The sequence below is a fragment of the Pseudomonas solani genome (genome assembly GCF_026072635.1).
Lineage (GTDB): Bacteria > Pseudomonadota > Gammaproteobacteria > Pseudomonadales > Pseudomonadaceae > Metapseudomonas > Metapseudomonas solani.
Map to the genome: position 1 here is coordinate 1,612,361 of NZ_AP023081.1, position 12,430 is coordinate 1,624,790.

A 12,430-nucleotide genomic window follows, 5' to 3' on the forward strand; every position below is an offset into this window, starting at 1 on the left:
CGCCGCGAATGGGCGCGCCTATGACCGTCGGGACGCGGGCGAGTGGCACGACGGCCACCCACCCGGCGGGAGGATCAGCGGCTGCGGATCTTCTCGACGATGGCGGTGGTGGAGCTGTTCTCCACCAGGCCGAGCACGCGCACTTCGCCGCCGTAGGCCTTGACGATATCGGCGCCCACCACCTGCTCGATGCCGTAGTCGCCGCCCTTGACCAGGATGTCCGGCTTGACCTGGCCCAGCAGGCGCTCGGGGGTGTCTTCGCTGAAGCTCACCACCCAGTCGACGGCGCCGAGGCCGGCGAGCACGGCCATGCGTCGGTCCACCGAGTTGATCGGCCGGCCGGGGCCCTTGAGGCGGCTGACCGAGGCGTCGTCGTTGACCGCCAGCACCAGGCGATCACCCTGGGCGCGGGCCTGCTCGAGGTAGGTCACGTGGCCGGCATGGAGGATGTCGAAGCAGCCGTTGGTGAAGACGATCTTCTCGCCGTGGGCGCGGGCGTCCTCGATGGCCAGCAGCAGCTGGTCGAGGCTGAGCACACCGCGCTCGGAACCTTGCTCACGCTGCACGGCACGGCGCAGCTCGGGTGCGCTGATGGCGGCGGTACCCAGCTTGCCGACCACGATGCCGGCGGCCAGGTTGGCGAGGGCGACGGCCTGGGGCAGGTCCTCGCCGGCAGCCAGGCTGGCGGCCAGGGTGGAGATCACGGTGTCGCCAGCGCCGGTGACGTCGAACACCTCACGGGCGCGGGCCGGCAGGTGCAGGGCGGGCTGGTCCGGGCGCAGCAGGGTCATGCCGTGTTCGCCACGGGTCACCAGCAGCGCGCCGAGGTCCAGCTCACGCATCAGCTGCGCGCCCTTGGCGACGAGGTCGGCCTCGTCGGTGCAACGCCCGACTATGGTTTCGAACTCGTTGAGATTGGGGGTGATCAGGCTGGCACCGCGGTAGATGCCGAAATCCTTGCCCTTGGGGTCGGCCAGCACCGGGATGCCCTTGCGACGGGCGGCCTGGATCAACGCCTGATGGTTCTTCAGCGCGCCCTTGCCGTAGTCGGATAGCACCAGCACCTTGACCCCGGAGAGCAGGCGCTCGACCTCGGCGGCCAGCGCTTCGGCATCGGTCTCGAAGGGCTCTTCGAAGTCCATCCGCAGCAGTTGCTGGTGGCGACTCATGACCCGCAGCTTGACGATGGTCGGCTGCGAGGGGATGCGCTGGAAGCGCGCGTCGACGCCAGCCGCGCCGAGGCTGGCGAGCAGGCTGGCGGCGGCCTCGTCCTCACCGGTCACGCCCACCAGGGCAGCCGGCGCGCCGAGGGCGGCGATGTTCAGCGCCACGTTGGCGGCACCACCCGGGCGATCCTCGATCTGGTCGACACGTACCACGGGCACCGGCGCTTCAGGGGAAATACGCGAGGTGCCGCCATGCCAATAACGGTCGAGCATGACATCGCCCACCACCAGAACGGGGGCCAGATCGAAACGGGGCATGGTGAGCTTCATGAAGACTCCAGGAGCATGGAAAAACGGCGCGGATCATAACATAGCAGCTGACCCGCCCCGTCGCCGGAGGCCGTCAATCGGAAAGGCGTCTCACCCAGAAAAGCTCGTGGCGGCGCACCGCCTTGCGGAAGAAGTCGTCCTCGCCACTCTCCGGCCAGCGCCGTGCGGCGAGCAGCCACTGGATGGTCCGACGCAAGCGCTTCTTGAACGACAGCGGCACCTGCAGGTCATGCTGCATGGCCAGCGCCTGGGCCTTGTCCAGGCGTGCCTGTTCACAGAGCACGGGGCTCCACAGGGCATCCGCCGGCAGCGGATCGATGCAGGGTGGCAGGGCGATGCCGCCACCCGCAGGGCCCATGGGCCAGCGGTCGTTGTCCACCAGGTGGTTGGCGTAGAGTAGTTGCACGGAGGGGGTCCAGCCACTCTGCTCGATGGCCTGGTCCAGGGCGCGACTGGCCTGGATATGGTCGGGGTGCGGATCGAGCTGCGGATGGGGGACCACCACCACGTCGGGCTGCAGGCGCGCCAGCAGGGCCGCCAGGTCGCCCACCAGGTTGCGCCAGCTCGATGCGCCGTCGAGGTCGCCGGGCAGGGCCAGGGCATTGAAGCGGCGCACGCTGCGGATATCCGTCTCACCCGACTCCAGCGAGGCGAAGGCACGCTCCGGCTCAGCCTCCATGGCCTCCAGGCGCAGGCAGTAGTAGCCGAGCTGCAGGCAGCGGGTGGCCGGCACACCGCCCCAAAGCGGCACCGCCAGGCTGCTCCAGCTGCGCAGGCGCCCCTTCAGGCGCGCTGCGGCGGCGCTATCCAAACCCAGGCGGCGATACACCTGGGCCTCGATCTCGCCCTGGGTCAGGGTGACGATATGCACATCGCTGCAGCGGCTATAGAGGCCAAAGGCCGCCAGTTCGGCATCGTCCGCATGGGGCGCGATGACCAGCACCTTCTGCTTGGCGTAGTCGGGGTTGCTGAAGGCATAGAGCGAAGCACCGGGAGCCAGGCGGCAGAAGCGCCCGCGCAGACGCAAAGTCCCAGCGGCGAGCGCGGCCTGGGCACCGGAAAGGTTGATGTAGCGGCGCCCATTCACCCCGCGCTCGAAATCCTGGCGATCGGTGCACTCACCGCAGTCGATCAGTACGTGGGGATCCACCCAGCGGCCAAGCCAGCCGCAGCGGATATCGACCTCCAGCATCAAGGTATCGACGCCCACCGGCAGACTTCCGGTTACCGCCTCGATGCGCCCTTCCACCAGGCGCACCGGCAGCGGTTCAACTCCAGTCGGAAAGCGATACTGGTAGTCGTCGCGCGGGGAGTAGAACAGGTGGTCGGCGAACCAGGCCTCGTGGGCTATCCAGCCGAGCACCAGAAGCACCGGGGTAGTGCTCCAGGAACCGAACCAGTCCAGCGCCACCAACACCAGCAGGGCGCCGAACATGAACAAACGCTTATGGCGCCGATGACGGCGCAGGAGCAGCTGCTTGCGTGTTTCCATTCACTCACACCCGAAAGACGGGAACCTTGTTGCACCAACGATCCTTGTATTCCACATCCGCGCGCCCGAACGAATAACGCAGGGCCTTGCCTCTGGCCCGGGCATCCTCCCAGGCGGCCTGCGTATTGACGAAGCTGAGAACGCTGCCGGGGCTGAAGTCCCGGCTTTGTGGATCGACGCCGCCGTTGATGTATTCGGCGCTGATCCATTCTGGAGATTCCACCCTGTACACCACCTGAACGGCGATGGGCGCACCCTCCAGCATTAACAGGCTGCCGCTGAGGAACTCCCGAAGCAGCCCAAACACCTCTTCCAGACTCCCCTTGCCAGGCACATCGAACCCCCAGCGGCGCTCGAACAGGTCGGTATAGATGGCGGCCAGCTCGGCAGCGCTGAGTTCAGCGACCGGGCGCAAGGTGCCGCCCGCCTCTTCCAGCAACCGCAACTCACGGCGCTGGTTGTAGCGGAATTTCTTGGAAAACTCCTCGGGGGCACGGCACAGCGCCAGCGACTCTTTCTGCAGGCGCAAGCCTAGCAAGCTGTTGTGGTTGGGCTCACCCAGGTAGCTGCTGCGATGACGTAGGACGGCGCCGCTATCAGGACGTGCCGGCAGGATGACCTCGGCGTTACCGAGGTCGAACAGGTGGCGTTTGCCGGCACGCTTGAGCACGTCCCGCGACAGCGCGAGATAACGGCCCCAGGTGGGGATGGCCGCCACCGGCTCGTCACCCTCGAACCAGCCGAGGTAACGCACCGGAATGCCGGCCATCGCGGAGAGGCGCTCCACCACATCCGGGTGGGTCATCAGGCTGCCGCCGAAACGCCCCCAGACGGCGGCGTAGTCCGCGGCACTAAGAGAATGCCAGTCGCGTTCACGGCAGGCGCGTATCAGGTTCAGCACAGCCCGGTCCCTGGCAATGGAAACTTCATCTCAGACACATCGACGGCTCAACCGCGCTCCGCCGCCTGGACCTTGTCCTCGGCGAACTGGTTGGCATGCAGGCGCGCGTAGTAGCCATCCAGCGCGATCAGCTCGGCGTGGTTGCCACGCTCGACGATGCGACCCTGGTCCATGACCAGAATCAGGTCGGCCTTCTCGATGGTGGAGAGGCGGTGGGCGATGACCAGGGTGGTACGGCCATCCATCACGCGGTCCAGCGCCTTCTGGATGTGGCGCTCGGATTCGTTGTCCAGTGCAGAGGTGGCTTCGTCCAGCACCAGCAGCGGCGCGTTCTTCAGCAATGCACGGGCGATCGCCAGGCGCTGGCGCTGGCCGCCGGACAACAGCACGCCGTTCTCGCCGACGTCGGTGTCCAGGCCATGAGGCAGCTTCTCGATGAACTCGCTGGCATAGGCCGCCTCGGCTGCCTGCTCGATATCCGCACGCGGCGCACCGGCGAGGTCGCCATAGGCGATGTTGTTGGCCACCGAGTCATTGAACAGGTTGACCTGCTGGGTGACCAGGGCGATATGCCGGCGCAGGTTGCGCAGGCGGTAGTCCTGGACCTCGACACCGTCGAGGAGGATCTGACCTTCGCTGTGCTGGTAGAAACGCGGGATCAGGTTGGCCAGCGTGGACTTACCGCTGCCCGAACGCCCCACCAGGGCGATCATCTGCCCCGGCTCGGCGGTGAAGCTGATGCTATCCAGAACGGCCTTCTCGGTACCGGGGTAGCGGAAGCTCAGGTCACGCACCTCCAGCCGGCCGACGACCCGCTCGCGCTCGACGGAACCGGTATCGGTCTCCGGCACCTCGTCCAGCTGTTCGAAAATGCTTTCGGCACCCGCCACGCCCTTCTGCACCGTGGAGCTGACTTCCGACAGCTGACGGATGGGCTTGGGCAGCATGCCGGCCACGGTGATGTAGGCCACCAGCTCACCGGCCGACGCATCACCGCGCAGGAACAGCACGAGGAACATCAGCACGGCCATGGCGGAGAAGATCACCAGTTGCAGCATCGGCGTGTAGATGGCGCCGGTCTTGGTCATGCGCAGCTGCTTATCGGTGTTGCTCTGGCTGGCGTCGAGGAAGCGCGCCTCTTCGTAAGGCTCGCCGCCGAAGCTACGCACCACGCGATAACCCTGGATGGTCTCGGAAGCCACGTGGGTGACGTCACCCATGGCCACCTGGATCTTCTTGCTCTGCTTGCGGAACTTGCGGCTGGCCGTGGTCACCATGAAGGCGATCAACGGCAGGATCGCCACCATCACCAGGGTCAGTTTCCAGTTCATCCACAGCAGGTAGGCGAACAGGCAGACCACCGTCATGCCCTCACGGATCACCACCTTGATGGCGTCGGTCGCCGCCCCCGTCACCATGGTGACGTTGAAGGTGATGCGCGAGATCAGGTGTCCGGAGTTGTGGTTGTCGAAGTAGCGGTTGGGCAATACCAGCAGATTATTGAACAGCGCAACGCGCAGGTCGTGCACCAGCCCAAGGGAAACCTTGGCCAGGTAGTAGTTGCCGAGGAACGAGCCAACACCCTGCCACGCGGCGATCAGCACGATCAGTAGCGGCACCATCTGCAGCAACTGCAGGTCGCGCAACACCGGCACATTGGGGAACAGCACCACGCTCGGGTCGTTTAGACCATCGACGAAATACTGGAGGATCGCCCCCAGCATCGGCTGGGTGGTGGCGAAGATCACGAAGCCGACGATGCTCAGCACGAACTGCCAGATATAAGGACGGACGTAGCTCAGCAGCCGCAGGTAGATCTTCATGCTGGACGGCTGGGATTCCGTCAGTTGTTGCTCGGTCATTCGCTCAGCCTGGGGGTGGCAGAAAAGGCGCAGAGCTTACCACAGCGTGCCTAGCCACCGTTGTTGGACTAAGATGCAGCCCTTTTTCACGGAAATAGACCTTCTCAGGTGCAGGCTTCTTTCATGCTCTCACAGTCCCGGCGGCAGTCTCTTAGCTTTTTCATCGTCAAGCGCTGGCTGGTGCTCGGCTATCTGGTACTGCTCACCGGGCTGTTCTGGCTGCCCAGCGGCAGTGTCTACACCAAGGTGTTCTATGCCCTGATCGCCTTCCCCGCCCTGTTGGCTCTTGCCCTGAAGCCCCGCCGCTGCAGCGACCTGCTACATGACCCCATGGTGCTTGTCTTCCTTGTCTTCTCGGCCTGGATGCTTACAACCCTCGCCTGGTCCGGTACCGACGATAACTTTGGCGGATTGGTCAAGCGGCCGCTGTATCTGCTTCTATTTATGGCCGCCTGTAGCCTGATCGCCCTGGAAAGTCGCGAGTTATTACTGGGCACACTGCGCACCGCGGCCATGCTCGTCGCCTTTGCCGCACTCGTGAGTCTGGGCTGGTTTCTGCTGGAGCCGCCCCCCGAGAACCGCCTGATAGGTACCGGTGCCCTGCGTAACCCGCTACTCACCTCTCATGTCCTGGGTATGTTCTGCACTTACTGGATCGCAACCTGGCTTAGCCGCGATACCCGCCAGGAGTGGCTAGCGCCACTCATGACTCTACCGATATTGCTGGCCCTACTCGCCACTGGCTCACGCACGCCACTGATGGCACTGGTTGTAACCAGCCTCTGGATGCTGCTTATAACACCCCGCCGTGCCGCCTTGCTGATACTCACCATTGCAGTGGCAGGCGGGCTGTGCCTGGCCTTTTCCCCCGACCTGCTACTGCAGCGCGGTGGCTCCTTCCGCCCGCAAATCTGGGCAGACGCCCTGCGTCAGGCTCAGGACCACCTCTGGCTCGGGCACGGCTACGACAACCGATTCGTCTTCATAATCGAAGGCCTGAGCACCATACTGAGCGACCCACACAACGTTGAACTCGCGGTGCTTCTCGAACTGGGCCTCGTGGGGCTGGGTTTCTGGCTTGTGCTGCATGGACTCGGCCTGTGGCACTGCCTGCGCCAACGCAAGGACAAGGCTTTCCAGGTCGCATCAGCGCTGGTGGTCTATGGCTTGGCAGCAGGCATGACCGAAGGCAGCAGCTTCCTATCTCGCCCCAATGAGAGCTGGTTCCTTATCTGGATTCCGCTGAGCCTGGTAATCGCCCTGGCAATCCAAAAGCGAGGCCTGGGTAAAGAATGAAAAACCTGAGTGCATCAGAACTGCAGGAACTACTGACCGACTCGACAGCCATTGAAGGTGATGGCCATGGTCTGAAGGTGGCACGCCTGAAAAACGGGGACTTCCTCAAGCTGTACCGACGCAAGCGCATGCTCAGCTCTGCACTCTGGTCTCCACCATCTCGACGTTTCGCGAACAATGCAGAGCGCCTTCGCAAGCTCGGCATCGTCAGCCCAGAGATCCAACAGTTGCTGCTGATCCCGGAGCTGCAACTGAACGCCGTGATCTATAGCCCTCTACCCGGAGATACCCTCAGGAATCGCTGGCGCCAACTTGATACGGCGAGCCGGGAGCAGGAAGTCGAGTTATTCGGCACCTTCCTGGGCAAGTTGCACCAGTTGGGGGTTTACTTCCGATCCCTGCACTTGGGCAACGTGCTGCATCTGCCCGACGGCGAGCTGGGTCTCATAGATCTATCAGACATGAAGATTGCCAATAAACCGCTAGCGAGTTGGAAGCGCCGGCGTAACCTGCAGCACATTCTTCGTTACAAGGAAGATGCCGGCTGGTTGCTTAGGGAACATCGCCAGGCCTGGGTTCGTGGCTACGCGGTTAGCTGCGGCCAGACGGCCGCAGCGCGATTCGAACGTGACCTGTCCAAGGCAACTCTGCCCGGCTAGCCCAGGTAGAGGCGGCCAAGTGCGTTAAGGGTCTTGCCATTCCAATAGCGCAACGGCAGGCGCCCCAACAGTTCACGAGCCAGCGGCTTGTCATCACGCGCCGTCTTCAGCAGCATCGAGTTGATAAAGCGCGCACAAACCTCGGCATAGTTCGGGTGATCGCCAAAATGGGCATATGTGGCAAGCACGGCGTCGATCATCATGCGCCGGTTCTTGTAGGTATTGGTGTCGTGCACCCGGTAGAGGGCCAGTACATCAGGCAAAATGTCGATGAAGTAGCCGGCGCGGGCAATCTTCAACTCGATCAGCAGGTCCTCCAAGCGTATCGCTGGATCGAACCCACCAACCGCCTCTAGAGCATCGCGACGAAACAGCAGTGTCGGCGCCGGAGCACCGTCCTTTCTGGCATTGAAAAGGTCCTCGAAATCCAAGCGACGCAGGGGGCGATCGCGATCCTTTCCGGGAATCGTTCGGCCCTGCCCATCAATGGTGCATATATTGCCGGCGCAGATACCGACCTCCGGCTTGTCCTGCATATAAGCCACTTGCAGTGCCAGACGCTCGGGCAGCATCACGTCATCGGAGCCGAAAGGAGCAATCAGGCTGCCCTTCGAGCGCGCTACCAGTTCATTGAGGGTATGGGCCAACCCCTTGTTCTCACGAGCGACGAAGTCGAAGCCGTGCTCCTCTTGCATCCTGCGGATGCGCGCAACGCTGTCATCGCTAGAACCGTCATCCACTACCAGCAACTCAATGCCAGGATAGGTCTGAGCCAGCACGCTGTTGATACAGGCTTCGATGTAGTGACCATGGTTGTAGGAGGAAATGATCACACTGACCAGAGGCGAATCCTGAGTCTCAGTCATTTCGGCCTCCTTCCAGCAACCCCGCCAACAACTCTCGATACTGGCGGCGGAAGTCCTCGATCGAATGGGCGCGGCGGAGATAGCCGTAGGCCCGCTCGCCCTCCGCGATGCGCTCCGAGTCAGTAAGAGCCATTACCGCCCGCAAATGCTCCGCCAATGCAACATGCTGACGTGTCGGGAAGATGCGACCACCGCAATCCTCCAGAATCGGCTTGAGGCTGGGAATATCCGAGCCAATCACAGGTAAGTGGCCGCTCATACCTTCCAGCAGTGCCAAGGGCAGGCCTTCGCTGAGGGACGGCATGACAAAGCTATCGAATGCCCGCACGTACTGCAGCGCATCATCCCGAGCCCCTAGCAGCCGAACGCACCCATCAAGCTCCAGCTCTGCAATCACGGCCTCCAATTCGGCACGCGAACGACCTTCACCGATGATTGCCAGCAGCGCACCAGGCCACTCATCCTTGATTTCGGCAAAAGCACGCAGCAAATGAACATGACCCTTGACCGGTACCAGACGACCAATGGCCCCGAACACGAAAGCATCCGCCGGCAAGCCAAGCAGCTCGCGCGCACTCGCACGGGGTAGCTGCAAACCTTCCGCACGGTCGATGTCGATGGCATTGTTGATCTGGCAGGTGTTCGCCGAAGTGAAACCGGCCTTGGCATCAACCAAATAATTGCGCACAGCACGCGACACACCCACCAGCCGCCAGTTCGATGTCACCAACTGGCGTACAGTCCAGCAACGGAAGGAGCGGTCGTACTCGCCGAATCCATGGGCAACGCCAATGCAGGCACGAAAACCGAGCAGCTTGTTAAGCAGCATCAGCATATTCACCGGTTTGAATCGGTGGCCAATTACCGCGTCATATCTCTCTTCACGACAATGTTTGTAAAGCGCCCAAAGGGCACGCAGGCGCAGCCCACTCACCTGAGACTGGCGGTAACCAAAATAGATAGAGCGGCCAGCCTTGCTCACGGGCTCACCGGGGCCAGGACGACCGCGCAGGAATGCTGTGGTGACGTCATAGCGCTCGGCCGGCAAGGCCTGGACAATCTGCTCGGCAAGATCCGAGGCGTTAACGTTATAGTAGTTCTGCAACTGTAGAACTTTGATACGGCGCTGACTCATACCGACTTCTTCTTGGCTCCCAGCCACAAGCGCAAGGCCTTGCGGCTGTATGAAAGTTTGAACAGCACACGCCAATCGACTCGCAGCGCCTCACAATAGTAGTAGCGGGCACCGTCCTGGTCGCCGGCCAGCATGCAGGTACGAAACAACGACAGGCAACGCTGCGCTTTGTAGCGCTGACGCAGCTCTTGCCCAACTGCGGGCAACCTGTCGAATACCTCATCCACCAGTTTCAGATCCACCTTCCGCGCGGCCTCGGCGTTGTGCCGCAAACTGCCGGGGTGCTTGTGGATGCGCGCGAGAGAGAAGTCCAGGCGTTGCACCGGGCCCTGGGCCAGGGTGTAGGCGAACACGGGGATATCTTCGCTGTGCCGCAGGTGCTCCGGATAGGGGCGCTGGAGCAGGAGATCGCGCCTGAATACGCAGGCGCCGTGGCTGATGGCGATGGTCTTGTCCAGCAGGTAGGCGGACAGGCGCTGCTGCAGGTCGTTCGGCACTTCGGAAGCAGGGTGCTCGCGCTCGCGGCCATCAGGCTGGACCGCTACGTGCCCGGCCAGCCACAGGCCTGTATCGGGGTGTGCACGCAACTGCTCGCTAAGCTGGGGCAGCACACTCGGCGCCAACTCGTCGTCGGCATCCAGCAGCAGTACGAAACGGCCACTGGCAAGGCGCACGCCATGGTTACGCGCAGCGGAGGGGCCGGCGTTTTCCTGACGGACCCCATGGAAGCGTTCGCCGTAGCGAGTCGCCAGTGCTTCGAATACAGCCGGGGTGTCATCGCTGGAACCATCGTCGATGACCCAGAGCTCTACATCGCCATCGGCCTGGGAGAGCACCGACTCGACCGCTCGCGGCAGTACCCTGGCGTAGTTGTACGCCGGGATGATGACGCTGAGCAGCGGACTATCCGACATTGTCATACCAATCCACGCCATCCTTGACGACCAACACATCTTCCATGATCAGGTACTGCAGATCGGAGCCGTAGAACATGTTCAGCGCGTCGGTGGGTGAGCAGATCATCGGCTCGCCACGACGATTGAGGGAGGTGTTCAGGGAGACGCCGTTGCCGGTGAGGTTCTCCAGTTCCTTCATCAGGTCGTACCAGCGCGGGTTGTGGCGGCGCTCCAGCACCTGGGCGCGGGAAGTGCCATCCTCGTGCACCACTTCGGAGACGCGCTCCTTCCACTCGTCATTGACCTCAAAGGTGAAGGTCATGAACGGGCTCGGGTGGTCGACCTTGAGCATTTGCGATGCCACGGTGTCGAGCATCGACGGGCAGAAGGGCCTCCAGCGCTCGCGGAACTTGATCTGTTCGTTGATGCGGTCGGCGACGCCGGGGATGCTCGGGCAGCCGATGATGGAGCGACCGCCCAGGGCGCGGGGGCCGAACTCCATGCGGCCCTGGAACCAGGCCACCGGGTTGCCGGCGACCATGATGCTGGCGATGCGCTGCGGGGTGTTTTCGATGCGCTTGAACACCGGCTTGTTCGGGTGTTTGGCGCAGGCGGCGATGACGTCCTCGTTGGAGAAGGCCGGGCCGAGGTAGACGTGCTCCATCTTCTCCACCGGCACGCCACGCTTGTGCGAGATGTAGGCGGCGGCGCCGACGGCAGTGCCGGCGTCACCCGAGGCGGGCTGCACGAACAGCTCCTTCACGTCCGGGCGGGCGATGATCTTCTGGTTCAGTTTGACGTTCAGAGCACAGCCGCCGGCGAAGGCGATCTTGCCGGTCTCGCGGAGGATGTCGCCGAGGTAGTACTCCATCATCTCCAGCGCCAGCTTCTCGAACAGGGCCTGCATGCTGGCGGCGTAGTGGATGTAGGGGTCGTCGGCGATGTCGCCCTGGCGTTTCGGACCCAGCCACTCGATCAGCTTGGGCGAGAAGTAGTAACCCTTGCCGTTTTCCTTGTAGCGACGGAAGCCGATGACGTTGGCGTATTCGGTGTTGATCACCAGCTCGCCGTTCTCGAACTTGGCCAGGCGCGAGAAATCGTACTTGGCGGCGTCACCATAGGGCGCCATGCCCATGACCTTGAACTCGCCGTCGAGCATCTCGAAACCGAGGTACTCGGTGATCGCGCCATAGAGGCCGCCCAGGGAATCCGGGTCGAAGAATTCCTTGATCTTGTGGATCTTGCCGTTCTCGCCCCAGCCGAAGAAGGTGGTGGCGTACTCGCCCTTGCCGTCGATCCCGAGGATCGCGGTCTTCTCCTTGAAGCCGGAGCAGTGGTAGGCGCTGGAGGCGTGGGCCAGGTGGTGCTCCACCGGTTCGATCTTGACTTTCTTGGCGTCGAAGCCCAGTTGCTCCAGGCACCAGACGATCTTGTTGCGGTAGCGCTTGTAGCGGCGGTTGCCCATGAGGATCGCGTCGAGGGCGCGGTCCGGCGCGTACCAGTAGCGCTTGGCGTACTGCCAGCGGGCCTTGCCGAACAGGCTGATGGGGGCGAAGGGAATGGCCACCACATCGACGTCGGAAGGCTTGATGCCGGCCTGCTCTAGGCAGAACTTGGCCGATTCGTAAGGCATGCGGTTCTTCGCGTGCTTGTCGCGCACGAAGCGCTCTTCTTCGGCGGCCGCGATCAGCTTGCCGTCGATGTAGAGCGCGGCGGAGGGATCATGGCTGAGGGCGCCAGAAAGGCCAAGAATCGTCAGTGCCACAGTGTTAAGCCTCTTGAAAGCAGCTGGCAGCCTGAAACGGGAAGCACGAGGCGCCAGCGGTC

Annotated in this window: 10 protein-coding genes; 2 read left to right on the plus strand and 8 right to left on the minus strand. The window is 63.0% G+C overall.

The window, feature by feature from the left end; all coding sequences use genetic code 11:
• Positions 1 to 74: 74 nt before the first annotated feature.
• From hldE to msbA, 4 genes are all read right to left on the minus strand, one after another.
• Complete coding sequence (gene hldE, locus PSm6_RS07490) at positions 75 to 1,496, minus strand: bifunctional D-glycero-beta-D-manno-heptose-7-phosphate kinase/D-glycero-beta-D-manno-heptose 1-phosphate adenylyltransferase HldE (RefSeq protein WP_021219797.1); 1,422 nt, start codon at positions 1,494 to 1,496, stop codon at positions 75 to 77.
• Between the two features lie 73 nt (positions 1,497 to 1,569).
• The gene (locus PSm6_RS07495; RefSeq protein ID WP_021219798.1) at positions 1,570 to 2,988 is read right to left on the minus strand and encodes a PIG-L deacetylase family protein; all 1,419 of its coding nucleotides are present in this window, start codon (positions 2,986 to 2,988) and stop codon (positions 1,570 to 1,572) included.
• Positions 2,989 to 2,992: 4 nt separating this feature from the next.
• Positions 2,993 to 3,889 (minus strand): GNAT family N-acetyltransferase, encoded by an 897-nt coding sequence (locus PSm6_RS07500; RefSeq protein ID WP_021219799.1) that lies wholly within the window; start codon positions 3,887 to 3,889, stop codon positions 2,993 to 2,995.
• A gap of 47 nt (positions 3,890 to 3,936) precedes the next feature.
• Complete coding sequence (msbA, locus tag PSm6_RS07505) at positions 3,937 to 5,751, minus strand: lipid A export permease/ATP-binding protein MsbA (RefSeq protein ID WP_265169943.1); 1,815 nt, start codon at positions 5,749 to 5,751, stop codon at positions 3,937 to 3,939.
• A gap of 123 nt (positions 5,752 to 5,874) precedes the next feature.
• On the opposite strand from msbA, the gene PSm6_RS07510 reads away from it, so the two are divergent.
• Together PSm6_RS07510 and PSm6_RS07515 are read left to right on the plus strand one after the other, a co-directional pair.
• Positions 5,875 to 7,047 (plus strand): O-antigen ligase family protein, encoded by a 1,173-nt coding sequence (locus PSm6_RS07510; RefSeq protein ID WP_265169944.1) that lies wholly within the window; start codon positions 5,875 to 5,877, stop codon positions 7,045 to 7,047.
• Positions 7,044 to 7,706 carry a BUD32 family EKC/KEOPS complex subunit gene (locus PSm6_RS07515; RefSeq protein WP_043242308.1) on the plus strand — a complete coding sequence of 221 codons (663 nt, stop codon included), beginning with the start codon at positions 7,044 to 7,046 and terminating at the stop codon, positions 7,704 to 7,706. Before PSm6_RS07510 ends, PSm6_RS07515 begins: the two co-directional genes overlap by 4 nt.
• Here the strand turns inward: PSm6_RS07515 and PSm6_RS07520 are convergent.
• From PSm6_RS07520 to PSm6_RS07535, 4 genes are read right to left on the minus strand one after another with little or no spacing between them, the layout of a single operon-like run.
• A complete protein-coding gene (locus PSm6_RS07520; RefSeq protein WP_043242305.1) occupies positions 7,703 to 8,572 on the minus strand; it encodes a glycosyltransferase in 870 nt (289 codons plus the stop codon). The genes PSm6_RS07515 and PSm6_RS07520 overlap by 4 nt on opposite strands.
• A complete protein-coding gene (locus tag PSm6_RS07525; protein WP_043242302.1) occupies positions 8,565 to 9,707 on the minus strand; it encodes a glycosyltransferase in 1,143 nt (380 codons plus the stop codon). The genes PSm6_RS07520 and PSm6_RS07525 overlap by 8 nt, the downstream gene beginning before the upstream one ends.
• Positions 9,704 to 10,621, minus strand: a complete 918-nt coding sequence (locus PSm6_RS07530; RefSeq protein WP_265169945.1) for a glycosyltransferase family 2 protein — start codon at positions 10,619 to 10,621, stop codon at positions 9,704 to 9,706. Before PSm6_RS07530 ends, PSm6_RS07525 begins: the two co-directional genes overlap by 4 nt.
• On the minus strand, positions 10,611 to 12,368 hold the full coding sequence (locus PSm6_RS07535) for a carbamoyltransferase family protein (protein ID WP_021219804.1): 1,758 nt from the start codon (positions 12,366 to 12,368) through the stop codon (positions 10,611 to 10,613). Before PSm6_RS07535 ends, PSm6_RS07530 begins: the two co-directional genes overlap by 11 nt.
• Between the last annotated feature and the right edge of the window lie 62 nt (positions 12,369 to 12,430).